20 protein-coding genes are annotated in these 18,499 nt (G+C 43.3%); 5 read left to right on the top strand and 15 right to left on the bottom strand.

Going from position 1 to position 18,499, the window contains the following annotated elements; genetic code table 11:
- Positions 1-4: 4 nt before the first annotated feature.
- The 4 genes from GB992_RS08585 to GB992_RS08570 all read right to left on the bottom strand — a co-directional run bounded on the left by GB992_RS08585 (position 5) and on the right by GB992_RS08570 (position 2,162).
- The gene (locus tag GB992_RS08585) at positions 5-841 is read right to left on the bottom strand and encodes a zinc ribbon domain-containing protein (RefSeq protein ID WP_161002062.1); all 837 of its coding nucleotides are present in this window, start codon (positions 839-841) and stop codon (positions 5-7) included.
- A gap of 389 nt (positions 842-1,230) precedes the next feature.
- Positions 1,231-1,503 carry a hypothetical protein gene (locus GB992_RS08580; RefSeq protein WP_238331084.1) on the bottom strand — a complete coding sequence of 91 codons (273 nt, stop codon included), beginning with the start codon at positions 1,501-1,503 and terminating at the stop codon, positions 1,231-1,233.
- A complete protein-coding gene (locus tag GB992_RS08575; RefSeq protein WP_161002061.1) occupies positions 1,500-1,751 on the bottom strand; it encodes a hypothetical protein in 252 nt (83 codons plus the stop codon). Before GB992_RS08575 ends, GB992_RS08580 begins: the two co-directional genes overlap by 4 nt.
- 258 nt (positions 1,752-2,009) lie before the next feature.
- The gene (locus GB992_RS08570) at positions 2,010-2,162 is read right to left on the bottom strand and encodes a hypothetical protein (RefSeq protein WP_161002060.1); all 153 of its coding nucleotides are present in this window, start codon (positions 2,160-2,162) and stop codon (positions 2,010-2,012) included.
- Positions 2,163-2,489: 327 nt separating this feature from the next.
- Between GB992_RS08570 and GB992_RS08565 the strand changes: the two genes are divergently transcribed.
- The 3 genes from GB992_RS08565 to GB992_RS08555 all read left to right on the top strand — a co-directional run bounded on the left by GB992_RS08565 (position 2,490) and on the right by GB992_RS08555 (position 3,990).
- Positions 2,490-2,933, top strand: coding sequence for a LytTR family DNA-binding domain-containing protein (locus GB992_RS08565; protein ID WP_161002059.1), 444 nt, complete (start codon positions 2,490-2,492; stop codon positions 2,931-2,933).
- Complete coding sequence (locus GB992_RS08560; RefSeq protein WP_161002058.1) at positions 2,930-3,376, top strand: DUF3021 domain-containing protein; 447 nt, start codon at positions 2,930-2,932, stop codon at positions 3,374-3,376. Before GB992_RS08565 ends, GB992_RS08560 begins: the two co-directional genes overlap by 4 nt.
- An 83-nt stretch (positions 3,377-3,459) precedes the next feature.
- On the top strand, positions 3,460-3,990 hold the full coding sequence (locus GB992_RS08555; protein WP_161002057.1) for a hypothetical protein: 531 nt from the start codon (positions 3,460-3,462) through the stop codon (positions 3,988-3,990).
- Positions 3,991-4,128: 138 nt separating this feature from the next.
- Here GB992_RS08555 and GB992_RS08550 read toward each other — a convergent pair whose 3' ends face one another.
- From GB992_RS08550 to sufC, 9 genes are all read right to left on the bottom strand, one after another.
- Positions 4,129-4,782: a response regulator gene (locus GB992_RS08550; protein WP_161002056.1), complete on the bottom strand. Its 654-nt coding sequence runs from the start codon at positions 4,780-4,782 to the stop codon at positions 4,129-4,131.
- The gene (locus GB992_RS08545) at positions 4,775-5,827 is read right to left on the bottom strand and encodes an ATP-binding protein (RefSeq protein ID WP_161002055.1); all 1,053 of its coding nucleotides are present in this window, start codon (positions 5,825-5,827) and stop codon (positions 4,775-4,777) included. Before GB992_RS08545 ends, GB992_RS08550 begins: the two co-directional genes overlap by 8 nt.
- 404 nt (positions 5,828-6,231) lie before the next feature.
- On the bottom strand, positions 6,232-7,113 hold the full coding sequence (locus tag GB992_RS08540) for a helix-turn-helix domain-containing protein (protein ID WP_161002054.1): 882 nt from the start codon (positions 7,111-7,113) through the stop codon (positions 6,232-6,234).
- 60 nt (positions 7,114-7,173) lie between these two features.
- Positions 7,174-7,500 carry a metal-sulfur cluster assembly factor gene (locus GB992_RS08535; protein ID WP_161002053.1) on the bottom strand — a complete coding sequence of 109 codons (327 nt, stop codon included), beginning with the start codon at positions 7,498-7,500 and terminating at the stop codon, positions 7,174-7,176.
- Between the two features lie 45 nt (positions 7,501-7,545).
- The gene (gene sufB, locus GB992_RS08530; RefSeq protein WP_161002052.1) at positions 7,546-8,952 is read right to left on the bottom strand and encodes a Fe-S cluster assembly protein SufB; all 1,407 of its coding nucleotides are present in this window, start codon (positions 8,950-8,952) and stop codon (positions 7,546-7,548) included.
- The gene (gene sufU / locus GB992_RS08525) at positions 8,952-9,419 is read right to left on the bottom strand and encodes a Fe-S cluster assembly sulfur transfer protein SufU (protein WP_161002051.1); all 468 of its coding nucleotides are present in this window, start codon (positions 9,417-9,419) and stop codon (positions 8,952-8,954) included. The genes sufB and sufU overlap by 1 nt, the downstream gene beginning before the upstream one ends.
- Positions 9,397-10,644 (bottom strand): cysteine desulfurase, encoded by a 1,248-nt coding sequence (locus GB992_RS08520; protein ID WP_161002050.1) that lies wholly within the window; start codon positions 10,642-10,644, stop codon positions 9,397-9,399. Before GB992_RS08520 ends, sufU begins: the two co-directional genes overlap by 23 nt.
- Entirely contained in the window at positions 10,634-11,935 is a 1,302-nt protein-coding gene (sufD, locus tag GB992_RS08515) for a Fe-S cluster assembly protein SufD (RefSeq protein ID WP_161002049.1), read from the bottom strand. Before sufD ends, GB992_RS08520 begins: the two co-directional genes overlap by 11 nt.
- Positions 11,936-11,947: 12 nt before the next feature.
- Positions 11,948-12,742, bottom strand: coding sequence for a Fe-S cluster assembly ATPase SufC (sufC, locus tag GB992_RS08510; protein WP_161002048.1), 795 nt, complete (start codon positions 12,740-12,742; stop codon positions 11,948-11,950).
- Between the two features lie 172 nt (positions 12,743-12,914).
- Between sufC and GB992_RS08505 the strand changes: the two genes are divergently transcribed.
- Together GB992_RS08505 and feoB are read left to right on the top strand one after the other, a co-directional pair.
- Complete coding sequence (locus tag GB992_RS08505; protein ID WP_161002047.1) at positions 12,915-13,133, top strand: FeoA family protein; 219 nt, start codon at positions 12,915-12,917, stop codon at positions 13,131-13,133.
- Between the two features lie 4 nt (positions 13,134-13,137).
- Complete coding sequence (feoB, locus tag GB992_RS08500) at positions 13,138-15,129, top strand: ferrous iron transport protein B (RefSeq protein ID WP_161002046.1); 1,992 nt, start codon at positions 13,138-13,140, stop codon at positions 15,127-15,129.
- A 437-nt stretch (positions 15,130-15,566) separates the two neighbouring features.
- Here the strand turns inward: feoB and preA are convergent, their stop codons facing one another.
- Positions 15,567-16,844, bottom strand: coding sequence for an NAD-dependent dihydropyrimidine dehydrogenase subunit PreA (preA, locus tag GB992_RS08495; RefSeq protein ID WP_161002045.1), 1,278 nt, complete (start codon positions 16,842-16,844; stop codon positions 15,567-15,569).
- Positions 16,844-18,064 (bottom strand): FAD-dependent oxidoreductase, encoded by a 1,221-nt coding sequence (locus tag GB992_RS08490; protein WP_161002044.1) that lies wholly within the window; start codon positions 18,062-18,064, stop codon positions 16,844-16,846. Before GB992_RS08490 ends, preA begins: the two co-directional genes overlap by 1 nt.
- Positions 18,065-18,499 lie beyond the last annotated feature (435 nt).

The following is an 18,499-nucleotide window of genomic DNA, read 5'->3' as shown; positions in this document are numbered from 1 at the left end:
CCCACTAGAACTGTTTAAGCAGCGACATCAAACTTGATAAAGCAGACTGCGCGGCAATATCGGCAACGATGAAAAGAAGTACATTAATGACAACTGTCGTTAATATCGCTGTGTAAGCGGAATCGAAACTACCTGTTACACCCTGTTGTGGTGCAACAGACAATAGGCAGCCACTCAGCAAGATGAAGAGTTGTAAGACGACTAGAATGGTGTAAAAGCCCACGCCATTCGTTGAATTAACAGCAAACGAATCAAGAAATTGAACAACAGCCAAAACTAAAATGCTACTTGTGTAGTGAGCAAGTCTATTCGTGTAAGCTAAGAACGTTTGATCAAGATTGTGCGTAGCATAGTGGCTAAAACAGTAGCTAACGCCAACAAAAATGGCATAGATTACCAAACCGACAAAGATAAATTGCATCCAGAATGACGACTTGGCACCGCTTTGAGTGCTGGCACCAAAGGCTCCAAGCATTGAAGAACCCATTTGTTCAACCCGCTGAATAACGGTGTTGAATGAAAACGCGTTAAGCAAAATAATAATTGCAAAATTGATTAATCCAAAATATTGTCCCGCGCTCTCATCATTATTAAATGGTTTTTTCAATGCATCCCATAACCATTGAAAATAATTCGTTGCATAGCCTTGAACGGCCGTAACAGTTTGGTTAGGTTGTGCTGGCGTAGATGTAGGTGCGGCTTGGGGTTGGCTTGGTTGTACAGGTCGCACTTGTTTAGCAGCCCCACTCGTTTGCCCCTCAACTGGCAAAACGAAACCACACTTGGTACAAAATTTATCATCAGGAGCTATTTCAGCTCCACAATTTGGACAATACTTCATTGTCCATCCCCCCTTTTTCGTAAAAAATATTTATCGAAAATCACCTTCAAATCAAAAATGCAATTTTTAGGAGACCTTCACATAATGAGCACTACATTCGCATTTTATAACAGAATAAAATGCACTTTATATATGCTATGCTAGTATATCCTTTTTACGTTAAATATAAATAATTCATTTTCCGATTTCGAAAAAAATCCTCAGCATCTCGGCCAAAAACCGAGTTGTTGAGGATTCGTTTGCAATCATTTATTGTTTTCAAAATTCAATCAATGTAATAGTTTCAGAATTGCAACATTCGCTATGCAGCCGATGACTATAGTTGCATAGCGAATGTTATTGCGCCTATCCCAGTGTTGTTTACGTCTATTACCAGACAAAAAATCCCGTTACTGACGACTGATATACACCTCATGACTTCTAGGGAACTCACGTTTAAAAGCCTGTCGCAATATCACCTTACCTTCATGATTATCAAGTGAGACGCGTTTCGTTTCATTTCGGTATCCCTGCTCGGTCACAGTCAGTATGTGTTCCGACCGTTCAATCTTTAATGAGCGATCTTTTTTACGCGTTAACAACACAATTGCGACACTTTTACCAGGTTTGCACACTTGTTTCAGGATGTTTTCAGCCTGTTTAACTGGAATTAAACGCATCATCCTCGCTCCTTCAAAAATCGTTCCAATTCGTCAGTGAATGTTCGTTTTTGTAAGTCGGTCGATACGAATAGCACCGTTGCTAATTGGTTGTTAACATAAAAGGCCACCCGGGCCGAACCAATCGTGCCCAAATTTAAACGAAACTCATGAATGGAACGCCCGTTAATTCGCTCATGAGCGGCAATTTTTGTTTTGCTCATACCGCTGTTGATCTGTTCATCAACAGCTTCTAAAATTTCTGTTTGCATCTGATGCTGCTGGCTTCTGAACTTCTTGAAAAAAGACTTGCAACCCGCCTTGTCAAATATCACTTGCATCTTAACGCACTTCCTTCAGTTAAGGCGTACCAGCTTAGGTCCTCCTTGACTATTGAAATTACTACACTTTTTTAATTTACAACAAGTCGCTAAAAAGAAAACGCGGAATTCTGATTTTGAAATAAATCGGAATTCTGCGTTTTACATTTATCGATTTTCTAAAAACATGCGCGCACTACAGTTTCTGATTTACTTCATCTGGCGTCGCTTAATTTCATCCAGTTGATAACTGTAGACTTGATGCGGTTCGTCGATTTTACCATCACGCTGTTCCAAAAAATCTGACGGAATATCATGATCTGATAAAACTTTAACAACGCGCCGCATACCCCAGTGAACCACTCGATGTTGTCCTCAACATATGGTTGTGTGCTTAAACCAAACTCATACACGCGCAATGGATTAATCACAACAAGTAGCTTTTTCTTTCCCGAATCGGTGATGCGATTAACGTGCCGCAACAATTTTTGTGGAGTCATTCTATTCACCCTTCCTGTTGTCCAGTCTAACAGACATGCTGCTAATCTTTCTTTGATTTTGCTTGAAAATCCAAACGGTTAACATAAAATTAATGACCATTTATCCTGTCAAACTGACCGTTTGTCAGTAAAGACATGACAGTGACGCAATTTCTGCGTATGGTTAATTCAACAGAAGGGAGTGCTTACGGTGAAAATAAATTTTGAAATCATTTCAACAATTTTGGAACCATTCATCACCATTCACGCCGCTGAGAAAACGCCACAGCTTGTCCAATTAAGTGATGAGATTCAACAATTATCTAATTCGCTAAATCTAACTGGCTACCGCGACACCAAACGTAAAGTGATCTCCGTTTTAGAGATTAACCGCATTCAAACAAGCGGCAAACGTGTTATTTGCCAGACGCCTGATGGCGAGTACGAACTACATCAACGTATTTATGAGCTCGCTAGTACGCTGCCCCATAATTTATTTATTCGTACTTCAAGTAGTGAAATCATTCGCATAGCCTGGATCAAGGAATTTGCTCTAACACCGACCGGAATGTACCAAATTATTTTACGCGACGGTCAACAAACGTACACTTCACGAAGATACACGCGTGAAATCAGAAAGGAGCTACTCTCATGAAAAAATTAATCAACTATCTTCTTAGAGGAATAACCATTGGTATTACAACTGGTTTCCTAATCAGCCTAGCCTTTGCATTTATTTATCAGAGCAAAGACTACGCGCCTTCCGCGCCAACTTTCATGTCCCATTTCTCCTCGTCTACCTCAGCCACCGCTGTATCTGCATTACTCTGGGCCTTGATCGGATGTGTATTTGCAATTTCTAGCTTGGCGTTTGAAGTAGACCGATGGAGCATTACTAAACAAACAATAGTCCACTTTCTAATTATCTATGTTGGTTTCACCCCGCTGGCCATTCTTTGTGGTTGGTTCCCTTTAAACTTCTTCTGGCTTTCGTTTTTCACCGTCATTTTTGTCATCGTTTACTTCATCATTTGGTTGACTTCCATGACTACGGCCCGTCACGAAGTCCGCGCCTTTAACGCAAAATTACATGATTGAAATCTGTAATCACCATAATTCTCCCATCTAAACCAAACCAATCGGAGCCTAACATGTAAAACATCGATTTCACTAATATCGTCTTGGCACTTTTTGTACTATATGCCGTACTCAAACGTCAATTATCACCTCATCGAATTCAGCTCAATCTAACGTTTTATCTTTTCTTGATTTTGTTTGGCGCTGCATCAGTTTCCGATGCCATTACGCATAACTATTTGATCGTTACAGCAGATGCAGGACTGTTCGTCTTAGGATCATTAATCAGTGCTGTCTTATTTGGTTATCTGCGAACACTTTCTTACCGCCTGTGGATTGATAAAACTGGCACAGTCATGAGACAAGGTAACTGGGAAACAATTGTCTTATGGATAGTTGGTTTATTCATCCATTCTTTAGCCAGCCTGTCTTGGCACGGCAGTAATGCAACCATCTTGTTGTATCTTGGCATCACATTATTGGTTCAACGCGGATTAGTTTGGATACGCGCTAAAAGACAATATCCAGAAGCAATGGCTAACACTGTAACACTAAATGAAAACCGGCACGTAGAACGTGAGCAGCGGCGTCAACGCAGACGTGAGGAACGAATCACACGTCATAACAATGCTTAAAAAAGGCTTGAGAACTCGACCAAATTAGGTCTGCGATTCTTCAAGCCTTTTTAGATGACTAAACTGTATTTCGGTTCCACGTGTAACATTTTTAAACTTTTCAATTACTAGTGTGATTCCGTCAATCAATCTCATCATTTAGAATTCAATCAAATGATGCTTAATAGCATAACGTACCAAGTCGACATGAACATGGATATCCAGTTTGCGCATAATATTTGCCTTGTGTGCCTCGACAGTTTTTGTCGAAATGAACAGTTTGTTAGCAATTTCCTTATTCGAATAGCCGAGTGCTATCAGCGGTAGAACCTCTCGTTCACGTTTTGACAATGCTTGATAGCTACCAAGTTCTACATCAGTGGTATCCGGGTTGATCTTATCGATATCTGATGCCGTCATTTTGATATTACTATCGAGGTATTTCTTCCCGCTCGCAATAACTGTCAATCCGTGAATAACCTCTGTGTCGGGTGAGCTTTTAAGCACGTATCCCATCGCACCATTTTTGATGGCCTGATTAATATAAGTTCGTTCATCGTGCATCGATAAAATCAAAATTTTAGTCTTGGAAAACGCGTCATGCAAACGTTTCGTTGTCACCAAGCCATTTTCACCGGGCGGCATGCTGAGATCCATGACCAATATGTCAATGCCACCTTCTTCTACACGCAAAGATGCTTCAGTTCCAGTCGCGGCCTCGTCAACCACCCTTAACCCAGGCTGTTTATTGATTAAATAAGTCAGACCAGAGCGAACAACCGCATGATCGTCTGCTACTAATACACTAAGCATCCGGAAGACTTCCTTCCATCACTTTAATCGGAAACTTGACGGTAATTGTGGTACCAATGTCAAGTTTTGAGTCAATTTCAAAAACACCGTTTAACGCTTTAATTCGATCTGCCATATCATGTAAACCTAATGAATGACCGTTAAATGCTTGGTGGTCGGCCACTTCAAAACCGACACCATTATCAACAATTTGCAGTGATACATAATGTTGATGTTCCACAAACAAAAGGAGAACTTCGGTCGCCTCAGCGTGTTTCAACACATTATTGATGGCTTCTTGGGCAATTCGATACAACGTATTTTGAACCGCTGGGGTTAAGTTATCGCCAGTTGCATTGCCGGCCACGGTAATCGTAACACCAGTCGCTGTTTCAATTCGTTCCGCCAGTGTTTTAAACGCTTCAACTAGCCCAAAGGCATCCAATACCGATGGCCGAACATTGATTGCCATATCCTTTACTTCATGCAATGTGTCACGTAATTGCGCTTCAATGATTCCTGTCCGTTTGCGCATCACATTAGCACCTTCACAGCAGCAAGATTCGTTCAGTTTACGCACGCCCATTATTGCAGCATAGACACCTTGTGCAATGCTGTCGTGAAGATCTGCAGAAATCGTTTTGCGCGCTTGTTCCTGAGCGGCATTGATCGCGCAACTCTGTTTGCGTCGGTCAGCTAGCATATTCACACGATCAATGGCGCCACAGCTTTTAAGTGTCAACGCAAACGTGTTAGACGCCGCATCAAGCACCGTGTAAGTCATGGCATAATTTGTGAGTTGGCTGTCGGTGCACTGAGACAATACAGGCATTGAAAAGTCAGTCATTGAATCTATCACGCGGCAGTGTTGACAGCGGTCGCGATCATGATGACGACTTAACGTTGCTTGAACAATTTCAATCAAGTACTGAGGCGAAAAGTTTAACTTATTTTCCAAAGTCTGTGCCAAGGCATTACTGGCAACTAATTCGTCGTCTTGAAAGATCAAAATTGCCTCAGGTGCCTGTTCAAAGTAATTATGAATCGATTGATCTTTATCAAACACAAAATAACCCCCTTCAAACACACACTAAACGACTGTTACCATGCTGTTTCGCACACTAACTAAAATCGCTCAAGAGGAGAGGGCTGAACTCCGATAACATCTAAACCTTTTGATTAGAATAGTTCACTATTTCACAAGAAATGAACTATAATCCCTGAGCACGACCGTCTTTATACGGTCACATTGATATAAAATAGCTTAACATATACAGACCGTTTGTAAACGCTTACCGAGAATTAAACTGCACTTCTTATTGGGTTGTACGCAGTCTAAAAGGCTCTTGTAATCCTAGTCGACACGGTTTATGTATCGTTTCTCTAAATAGATACGACACAAACAAAAAACAGCAATGATCTACTCCAAATCGGAGCCTGTCATCGCCGTCTTTTTCGCTGCCTGTTCGGTTAATTACTACATTGTTGTTTAAATTGGCATTTTAAAGCGGCCAACTTCACCTGAACAACCTCATTGCGGTTAATTCGGGCAAAGGCCAAGGTCTCGTCTAACAATTGCTGAATTTCCGTGGCATCATGCCGCAAGTTAATTGCATTTTGTGCGGCCAGAAACTTAATACGCGACAAGTAATATGTCACCCGTTCGTCACAGCAAATTTTCAAACCTGCCTCAATCAGCCAATTACTACGACGATAGTTTTGCTGGGCGGCATAAAATTCCGCCGTAAAGAAAATGAGCGTCAACACCCGAAGATAGTATTGGTTTTCATCCCCCAGCGCCTCGTGTTGATTGAGACGGATGTATTGATACACTTTGTCAAAGTAAAATGATGCCTGCTTTTGCTGTTGATGGCGATCATACATAATGCCCGATCCCAAAAAGGCCAACTGCGTGAAGATTGTTTGATGTTTTTCATCCAAATCATTTAGAATCCGCGCGAAATCAAAGAGAATGTCATCTGGCTGTCGATTAATCAAGGCGTTTACAATACCGCGCAAATAACACAACTGCATCTTACTATTCAGCGCATCAATCTGTTTGTCATCAATTTTGGCGAGGCGTTTGAGTACCCCCTGATAGTTTTCAACCATCAATTCGCGCTCAATTTCGTCTAACTTTGTTTGTAACTCAACGGCGGTCGATTCCCCTTGATATAAGTCGTCTACCGTCATGCCCAAACGAACACACAGTTTACTCAGGATCGACAAGGCCGGCACACGGCGATTGCTTTCAAACTTACTTAAAGTAGCCTGCGTGCAAATTCCCTGGCACAACTTAACTTGTGAAATTTTAAGGGCTTTGCGTCGCTGAACAAACACTTGTGTCTCCATTTTGGCACCTTTCTGTCATCGTTTAATACGGACTTCATTTTGGACGGGCGTCACACCCTTTTATTCATGAATGCCCAATGCCACTTTGGCGTAACGGGTCATCATCCCCATGTTCCATGCTGGCTCCCATACGAGATGAATATCACAGTCAGTAACACCGTCAACTGACAGCGCCGCTTCCGTAATGGCATCATCTAACATGTTCCCCAGTGGACAACCCATAGTGGTCAGCGTCATAGCGATGTCACAATGACCGTCAACGACTGTCACGTTGTAAATGAGACCTAAATTCACCATGTCGATTCCTAATTCGGGGTCGATCACGTCAGCGAGTGCCGTCATAACCGCTGTTTCCGTTTTTGATAATGCCGCTGCTTCTCTTAACATTCGCTGTCCTCATCTTTTCATTTCAATAATTGAACTCAATGCAATTTAACCAATCGATCCTTCCATTTCAAAGCTGATCAAACGGTTTAATTCCACGGCATATTCCATCGGCAACTCTTTAGTAAAGGGCTCAACGAACCCCATGACGATCATTTCGGTGGCTTTTTCTTCGGAAATACCACGGCTCATCAGATAGTACAATTGCTCCTCAGAGATCTTAGAAACCTTTGCTTCATGTTCCATTGAAACGTTGGCATTATTGATCTCGTTGTACGGAATTGTATCTGATTTCGACTGATCGTCCATGATGATGGTGTCGCATTCCACATGCGCCAGAGAACCGTCTGAATGTTTGCCAAACCGCACAGTTCCTCGATAATTCGTCGCGCCACCTGTTTTTGAAATCGACTTTGAGACGATTGAACTAGAGGTGTTTTTCGCATTGTGGATCATTCTGGCGCCAGAATCCTGCAAGATGTGATTACTGGCCACCGCAATGGACAGCATGGTACCCCGAGCACCTTCACCGTTCAGATACACACTCGGATATTTCATTGTCACTTTTGAACCAAGGTTGCCGTCAACCCATTCCATCGTGGCATTCTCAGCGGCAGCTGCACGTTTCGTCTCAAGACTGTAAACGTTGTCCGACCAGTTCTGAATCGTTGTGTAGCGACAATAGGCGTCCTTTTGTACATTCACCTCAACCACTGCCGCATGCAAACTGTCCGAAGAGTAGTTCGGCGCCGTACAGCCCTCAACGTAATCAACCTTGGCGCCCTCTTCGACGATAATTAAGGTTCGCTCAAACTGCCCGGAGTTCTCCGAATTCAACCGGAAATAGGATTGAATTGGTGTACTCGTTTGCACGCCCTTAGGCACGTAAATGAAAGAACCACCAGACCAAACTGCGGCATTCAACGCTGCAAACTTATTGTCCGAAGGTGAAACCAGTTTACCAAACCACTTTTTGAATACATCTGGATATTCCCGAAGAGCAGTGTCCGTATCCGTAAAGATAATACCTAACTTGGCAAAGTCATCACGCATGTTGTGGTAGACCACTTCAGACTCATACTGTGCTGACGAACCGGCTAAGTAATCCCGTTCAGCTTCTGGCACGCCAAGTCGGTCAAACGTTTTCTTCAAATCTGCCGGTACGTCATCCCAATCACGGTACTTTTTATCCGTCATTTTTTGGTAGTAGTGCATGTTGGCCAAGTCCAATCCCGACAAATCTGGCCCATACGTTGGCATCGGCAATGATTGATAAATTTTGTACGCCTTCAAACGGTAATCGAGCATCCACTGTGGTTCGTGTTTGGCCGCCGAAATTTCGCGGACCGTTGCCTCAGTTAACCCGCGCCCCGTGGAGTAGGCCGGCTTAATATCATCATGAAAGCCGAACTCGTAGTCTTCATCTTTAACTGGTACTGCAGTCGTTTCTGACATTACGCCTCACCGTCACTTTCTTCTTGTTGATTGCTCAATAGCGCCCGCTGTAACGCCCACCAAGACAACGTTGCACACTTAATTCGAGCTGGAAAACTAACAATACTGGATAAAATTGCTGCATCATCCAATTCGTCTAAATCTGCTTGATAATGCTGTTTGCCCATAACCATATCAGAAAACGTCTTCGCCATTTTAAGCGCGTCATCCTTAGTTTTGCCAAGAACCGCATCGCTCATCATACTAGCCGAGGATTGGCTAATCGTGCAGCCCTCTCCAGTAAAACCAATATTAGTAATGACATCGTCTTCATTTAAATCAATATCTAAATTAATAACATCGCCGCAGGTTGGATTTTTCACAGTCATCGTTGTCGTCGCATCGGTCAGTGCATGTTTGTGATGTGGATGGTCGGCGTGGTCCAAAATGACTTCCCGATATAAACTATTCAGCTTTGATAAGCTCATGACTAAAGAACTCCTTTGTTTCATTCAGTGCGTGAATTAAGCGATCCACATCATCTTGGGTATTGTAGATATACAGGCTGGCGCGGGCCGTTGCCACTAAACCGAGCGTTTCCATCAGTGGCTGTGCACAATGATGACCAGCGCGGACGGCAACGCCTTCCATATCCAGTGCTGTGGCAACATCATGAGGATGCAGTCCCTTAATATTGAACGCAATAACGCCAGTATGTCTCACAGGATCATTTGGACCGTAAACCTCAATCTGATGATCAGCAGTCAGCTGTGGCAGCAAACTGTTAACTAATTGCTGCTCATGTGCCTGCACATTGCTCATCCCCAGATTTTCCAAATAATCGATGGCAGCACCTAATCCCACTGCACCAGCGATATTTTGAGTGCCAGCTTCAAACTTCCATGGCAATTCATTCCAGGTGCTTTCGTACCTGTGAACAAAATTAATCATCTCACCGCCAAACTGATACGGAGGCATTGCGGCCAACAAATCCCGTTTACCGTACAAAACACCGATTCCGGTTGGTGCCATCATTTTGTGACCAGAGAAAGCGTAAAAATCAACGTCGAGCGCTTGAACGTCAACAGGCATATGTGGCACCGCTTGAGCGCCGTCGCAAACCATAATGGCCCCATGTTGATGTGCCATTTTAGTCAGCGCAACAATGGGATTGACCGTTCCCATTACATTACTGGCGTGAGCCACTGCAACAATTTTAGTTTTATCCGTAATCTTAGTGTCAGCGTCTGCCATGTCTAATTCACCGGTTGGCGTCAGCTCAATGTACTTTAACGTCGCATGTTTGCGCAAAACCAATTGTTGCCACGGAATGAGGTTGCTGTGATGTTCCATAATGCTAATCACGATTTCATCGCCAGCCTCAATGTTGGCTTCGCCATAAGTACTAGCAATCAAATTAAGACTGTCAGTGGCGCCTTTCGTGAAAATTACTTCAGCAGGCTCAGCAGCGTTGATAAAGTGAGTCACTTTATGACGAGCATCTTCATATGCGACTGTTGCACGTTCTGCCAGCGTATGAACGCCACGATGTACGTTGGCATTATCTGTTTGATAAAAGTGTGTCAAAGCGGCCACAACTTGATTAGGCTTCTGGGCCGTCGCCGCATTGTCTAAGTACGTTAATGGTTCATCATTAACTAATTGGTCAAGAATTGGAAAGTCGCCGCGTAGATCACTTATATCAGTTTTCATCAGTCAGCTTCCTTTCAATCGTCGTAATTAGTTCCTGCCGAACAGTCTTGGCTGGAATCGCACTCAGAACAACCCCGAGAAAACCGCGAATGACCAGTCGCTGCGCTTGTTGTCTGTCGATTCCTCGACTCATCAAGTAATACAGTTGCTGTTGATCAACCTGACCTACACTAGCGGCGTGACCCGCCAATACATCATTTTCATCGATGAGCAGAATTGGATTAGCATTTCCGCGCGCTTCGTTTGACATCATCAAAAGCCGGTTTTCTTGCTCGGCCTTAGCCCCTGAAGCACCGTGAATAATGTCACCGATACCATTAAATACCAACTGTGATCGTCCTAAAAGAACCCCGCGTTGCAGAATATTGCCAACTGAATGTTTGCCGCGATTGGTGACGCCATTATTGATGCCCATCCTCACCGTACCATCTGTTATGGCAATCATTTTCGAGTCAGTTTCTGCGCCTTCGCCTAATAAATTCGTATCAATGTTACCAATGGTGTTGCCATCGTTGAGCAGCCCCACCGCCCAGTCAATATTTGCATGATTGGCAGCCAATCCACGACGTTCAAAGTAAGTCACCGTTTTAGGGCCAAACGCATCTAGGGAAGAAAAACGAACCCGACTGTCTTCGGCAGCATCAATTTCAACAAAACAATTTGCTATGTTTGCCGCCTCACCAACCGTTGATAAATGTTGGGTGAAAGCAAACTCACTACCTGCTTCAGCAACAATTAAAACGTGCGAAATCAACGGGTGGTCGGCCTTCGTGCTGTCCTGGATAATATGTGCTTCAATTGGTTGGTTCACCACAACCCCGCGCGGTACATATATGAAGATGCCACTTGTTAACATTGCCATATGGTAACTCGTCAACTTTGTTTCATTCGTTTTAATAACATTAGTCATTAAATGCTGTTTAACCGTCTCAGGATATTCGCGCATGGCATCGAATAAATCCATCACTAGGACACCTTGCTTAGTGAGCTCTGCTGGCAACAACTTAACTTGTGTGGTTGTTTGACCAACCTGAACGATACTAATTTGCTTATCATCCGCTTTTGCGGTAGTTGCATCTAAATCGGATTGAGCCAAACTGGCTGACGATGACTGCCAATGTATTTCCGTAGACGGCATCATTTGCCAATTCCTGTAATCAAATCGCTGAACCCGTGGCATCTTCAACGTTGGCATCTGGTCCATTGCTACGCGTCGTTTGTCTGTCATCCATGCTGGTTCATCATGCTTCGTCACCGTGTCTTCAACCAGTGGCATTGTTTCTTGACTCATGATTACTGCCTCCTAGTTTTCATCCACAAGATCAACATCTAGGCCAAACTCATCACGGAGACCGGCATAACCTTCATCTTCAAGTTTCAAGGCCAGGTCTGCACCGCCAGTTTTGACAATGCGCCCACCCATCATTACGTGAACAACATCAGGTTTAATGTAGTTTAGCAAACGTTGATAATGCGTAATGATTAAGGCACCAAAATTGTCGCCACGCATGGAGTTCACGCCCTTAGCAACCACCTGCAAGGCATCGATATCCAACCCTGAATCAATTTCATCTAACAGTGCAAACGCTGGTTTGATCATTAATAATTGCAGGATTTCGTTCCGTTTCTTTTCACCACCGGAGAAACCTTCGTTTAAGTATCGCTCCGTCATTGCTTCATTCATATCAAGGAGGTCAAGATTTTTATCTAATTCCTTTAAAAAACTCATCACTGAAATTTGGTCATCTTTTGGACGGCGGGAATTAATAGCAGCCCTTAGAAATTCAGCGTTGGTAACGCCAGGTATTTCAGCTGGATATTGCATTGCCAAGAACAAACCTCGACGGGCACGTTCATCTACTGGCATATCAAGGATACTGTTGCCATCCAATAAAATATCACCTTGTGTCACGTGGTAGGCAGACTGCCCCATGATGGTTTCAGACAAAGTCGACTTCCCCGTTCCGTTTGGTCCCATGATGGCATGAATTTCACCCGTACTCATGGAGAGATTAACACCCTTCAAAATTTCCTTGACGGCACCACTTTCACCATCTTGTACTTCTACATGCAAATCCTTAACTTCGAGTGTTGACATTCTCTTTGACCTCCATCGGTTGTGTTCTTGTGATTAATTTCGTGATCTTAAATATCTAAAACAAGTATATTCTGGAATATTCCTGTCGGTATATTAGGCATCTCCCTAATATTTATGAAAACCCTTTCGTGATAATCTTTAACCATTATCAACACAGAAAGGGCGTTATCTTATGGAAATACAGGTCTCGGTCAATGAACAATTAACCGTTCATTGCATGGATCACCTTGAAAAACGAATCTCTAGGCAACTTCATCGTCTAGGAATCGAACCAGGTACCGTCCTAACCGTCGTGCGCCGTTATCCGTTTCACGGTCCGGTAATCATTGAATTCGATGGCCAACGTATCGGTGTTCGTGACGCTGTGTTGCAAACCTTAACGAGGCGCTAATGTCATGACAACCGTTGCACTATTAGGTAATCCGAACACTGGCAAATCGACATTTTTCAATCGTTTGACCAACCAATATGCCAACGTTGGCAATTGGGCGGGCGTCACCGTTGACCAGACATTAGGGAATATTCCAAAATCAAACATTAACATTATCGATCTTCCCGGTATTTGCTCGCTAACTCCAATAACAAAGGATGAAGCCGTCACCGTAGACTATCTGCTGGAAAACAACCCGACTGACGCTATTTTGAACATCGCCAACGTGTGTCAACTCAAACGAAATCTTCTGTTATCTATCGAGTTGTTAGAACTCGGCAAACCACTAATATTGGTCCTGAACATGATGGACGAACTTTCACAAAGCGGCGTTCACTATGATCTCGATATTTTGTCACAACATTTGGGTTGCCCCATACGCGCGACTGCTGCTCGACAAAATAGTGGTGTCGATGAGGTTCGTGCTTGTTTGTCTGACCAAACTACAGTAACCGCATCTGATCCGCTGGAATTGGATTATCCTAAAGCCATTTCAGCAGATATTCGCGACGCCACAACACAATTGGTTAAAAAGCATCGACTCTCACAAAATTTTGCTCGTTGGTTAACTATTCAATTCATGAGCGACAACGATGCGGTGGTTAAATATGTTGATGAACATCGTTTAGACACGTTATCAGAGGGGCGCCAAACGTACCGCGAGCATCATTATGCAGACCAAATCTTTCACGTGCGACTTACTTTCATCGAAGACACGCTTGCCGCGGCTACAAATTTTACTGAAAACCATCCTCAAAATACCGTTACTGCTAAAATTGATTGCTGGGTTACACACCCAATCTTAGGATTGCCTATTTTCGTCGGGATCTTCTGGTTCATGTTTAAGCTCTCGTTTGACTGGATTGGAACACCATTGAGCGATTATTTAAACGCGCTCCTGTCCGGACCACTCTCTGAGGCCGCAAATCATTGGCTAACTGTTGTAGGTGCCTTACTCTTTTTAAGATCACTGATTGTTGACGGTATCATTGCTGGTGTCGGCGGCGTGCTGACATTTATTCCCCAAATTTTTGTCCTGTTTGCCTGCATTACAGTGTTGGAAGATTCAGGTTATATGAGTCGTGCCGCCCTAGTCACTGATCGATTAATGCAGCTCATTGGCTTGAACGGCCAGGCATTCATCCCACTGATCATTGGCTTTGGTTGCAACGTAACCGGCATCATAGCCACGCGAACGATTGAACAACCCCGTGAACGTCTCGTGACGACCTTAATCGCGCCATTTATGAGTTGTTCCGCTCGACTGCCAATCTACAGTCTGTTTGTTACCGCCTTCTTCAATCAACACCAAGCTGTAATCGTTTTATCCCTATATTTTCTCGGTATTGTGATTGCGTTAGCCATGGCTAAATTTTATCAACTGGTCTTTAAATTAAAAGACGCGAGCAACTTTGTTGTAACCTTGCCAAATTATCATCGTCCTCGATTAGACCTCGTCATTGCCGGTGCTTGGGAAAAAGGCAAAGCTTTCGTCAAGAAAACAGGAACCGTTATTTTTGCCGGCACAATACTCGTTTGGTTGTTGTCTAACATTGGTCCACATGGATACGTTATTAACATTGACGCCAGTTTTTTAGCAATTATTGGTCGTTGGTTGCAACCGGCCTTCGCGCCACTTGGCATTACTAATTGGCAAACAATCAGTGCATTGATGACTGGGGTACTCGCTAAAGAAGTCATTAGTTCCAGTATGATTGTCCTATTTCATTTAAGTGGGCAAACCAGCTTAGTGACAACATTCAGCACACTGTTTACGCCGCTATCCGCATACAGTCTGTTAGTTTTCATTCTGATTTACGCCCCATGTTTTGCGACGCTCGGTGCTATTAAAACCGAAACGGGTTCCGTTAAATGGGCCATCTATTCGTTAATTTCAAGTACTGTTTTGGCTTACGGATTGGCGCTAATTATTTTTCAAGTTGGCTCGTTATTCTGACAAGGTTTGAATCAGTTCTTATGGGAGGTTAGGTTATGGCCGTTTTAATCAATGTGCTGATTTTCGTCGCTATCGTCCTCATTGCGGTAATCATCGCCGTTCACACCATGCGGCAGTCAGCAACCAAACCGCCCTGTGAGAGTTGCGAATATGCCTGTCCCGCAAGAAAATTGATACAGCACCGTGGGCCACGTAATTAACAATTATGCCAACTAAAAGTAGCAGGAACTAAGCTGTATATGACTTCCATCCAAAATAAATACGATCCTGATTTGCTCAAAGAACAAAATCAGAATCGTATTTTTTAATTATTTAACTTCTTTTTCTTTAGTTAATCTACCCGCCTCGATTGATGGACGTGCATCCTGTTTTCGCTCTGGAAACCAGCGAAACATTAACTGATTGAAGTAAAATGAAACTATTAAATTTTACCAGATTTACTGAACTGGGTGTGTCAAACGTGAAGATTCAATTTGAATATCTTCTGGATTACCTTTAGTGCCTGGTTTCATAACCACTTCGCCGGTTGTGATCGCACCAACAGGACAAACTAAGTTACATAGGTGACAACCGACACATTTGCTAGTGTCAATGGATGGACGACGTGTCTTAATATCCCATTTAATCGCTTGGTGAGCACCATCAAAACAAGAGATATAACAACGACCACAGCCAATACATTTGTCCCAATCAATCTTCGGATAAACTTTGTAATCACGATCCAAATCCTCAGCAGGGACAATGTTCTTGTTGGCAACACCGATCAATTCGCTTAGATGTTCAACGTGCTGATCTTCCATGTAATGCATCAAACCATTCTTCATATCTTCAACGATTCGATAGCCATATTGCATAACCGAAGTGGTCACTTGCAAGGTTGTTGCGCCCATCAGAATGAATTCAGCAGCGTCCTGCCAAGTTTCAATCCCACCAATCCCAGAGATTGGTAATTGTTCCAAACCAGCGGCCGTTCTCAATTGTTGTAGGAAACGAAGTGCAATTGGTTTAACAGCCTTCCCTGAAAATCCGGAGATTGAAGACTTACCATTCACAATTGGCAAACCAACTTTACGATCCAAATCAATGTTGGCCACAGATTTAACCGTGTTAATCGTGGCAATCCCGTCAGCACCACCGTCCATGCTGGCCTTGGCAGCAGGAACCATGTCTGTAATATTAGGTGTCATTTTAGCCATCATTGGCAGATTTGAACCACGTTTAACCGCTGTACAGTACTTTTTAACCAGTTCAGGGTTAGTCCCAACATCGGAACCCATTTCGTGAGAGGTCATTTGAGGACACGACAGATTCATTTCGATCATGTCCGCTCCAGCTTCAGTTACCAGCTGAGCCAGTGTTTCCCAGTCCTCTTCGTTTGTCCCCATGATGGATGCAATGACGACCTTGTTCGGGTAGTCATCCTTCAAATGACGTAAATCGTGAAGGTTTTCCTCCAACGAATGCTCAGCGATTTGTTCCATGTTTTTGAATCCAACGAAGGGTGTTCCTTCTTTTGTCAGTTCATCAAACCGTGGCGAGACTTCATTGATTTTAAAGTGTTTCGGACCAATTGTTTTGAAAACAACTCCGCCCCAGCCTTCGTCAAAAGCCTTAGCACACATCTCGTAACAGTTGTCGACAGGTGAAGAAGACAGGAGGAACGGGTTCTCAAAATGAACCCCCAAAAATTCCACTGATAGATCTTTGCTAATCATTATTTGTTACCTCCTAATAATGCCTGATCAATTTCTTCGGCAACTGCTTTACCTTTACGAACGGCCCAAACGACGGTCTTGTCACCTTGGGCAATATCACCAGTGAAGAACACTTTTTCGTCATCAGTCTTGTAACCGGCATGCTGAACTTCACCATGATCGGTATCTACGCCAAGGTTGTCTGTGTTAACTTGTTGACCAACGGCCAGAATAATCAAGTCGGTCTTAATGGTCATTTCACTGTCTAAATGACGATGTTTAAAGGTAACGGTATTGCCATCTACGTCAGTTGGAACGTAGCCATCAACAATGGTGACGCCGGCTTTCTGAGTTGCATCAAGTTCCTTCTTAGAAGCCTTGAATTCATCAAATTCTTCATAAACGAGGTCAGTGACATTCTTAACATCCAACCGCTTTAAAGTCGTCGCAACATCCATCGCAACATCCCCACCACCGACAACAACTGCACTTGCAGGAATGTTGTCGATGTCACCCTTGGCTTCCTTAACACGTGCTAAGAAATCAACAGCAGTTTCAACATATGGATTACCTTCAAACATTGGTAACATCTTCGCTTCACTAGCACCTACGGCAACAACAACAGCGTCGTGATCAGCCATTGTGACATCTTTACCAATAGTGACGTTGTACTTGATTTCTGCGCCCAGATTGACGATCCGGTTGATTTCAACATCGACAATTTCATCTGGTAAACGATATTCAGGAATTCCATAACGAAGGTAACCGCCGGCCTTCTCATTCTTTTCGTAAATGTCGACTGCATAACCTTTTTGAAGCAGCGTTGCCGCCGTTTGTAACCCAGCAGGGCCACTGCCGACGATAGCAATGTTCAATCCATTTGAATCGCCTTTGCGAAGAATGTCCATTTTTTCTTGTTCTTCGTAGTCAGTCACGAAGCGTTGAATGCCACCAATATCAATTGGGCAGTCAATCCCCGTTCGCGAACAAGCAAGTTCACAATACTTTTCAGTCGGACAAACGCGAGCACAAATTGCACCCATAGCGTTATTTTCACGAATCGTTTCGGCAGCACCCTTCAGATTTCTGAAACGAACACTACGGATGAAACGTGCTGGATCAGTTCCGGCAGGACACGCTTTAGAACATGGCGCATCGTGACAAAGTAAGCACCGCGCAGCTTCTTCCATCACCGTTGTCATTGTGTAACTAGGTGCTTCCTTTTCGTATTTTGTACTCATAAGATGTAACCCTCGCTTATTTGTTATTTAAACGTTCACATGGTTCATGTGTTTACGTCTTTGAGGTTATCATCGGCACTAATAACCAGCAAAAATCCCGGTATAAACTAAGGATTCATCATGGTTAGAGCCTTCTTTTTATACGCTTATGTATATAAGAAAAGTAAGGCTTAGCAGGTTCCCCAAGACGAATTAGTAACCACTAACTGTTATTAATTGCTTTAGAAACACTGCTGTTACTAGGTTTGTTCGTGTTCATCGACAAAATGGCGATTGGATTAATCGGAATTTAATTGGCTGATATCTCTTTTTACCCACTATTTCTATATATTTTTGGCTTGAATTTACACTTTAAGTGCAACACTAATTAAATAAAGAATGGCCCATGGCCAAATTTCTGTAAAATGATGTTTGCGAAAACAATCATGAAAGGAA

This window comes from Furfurilactobacillus milii (assembly GCF_009863985.1).
GTDB lineage: Bacteria > Bacillota > Bacilli > Lactobacillales > Lactobacillaceae > Furfurilactobacillus > Furfurilactobacillus milii_A.
The sequence above is the reverse complement of the archived record's forward strand: the minus strand, read 5'-3'. Positions and strand labels throughout refer to the sequence as shown.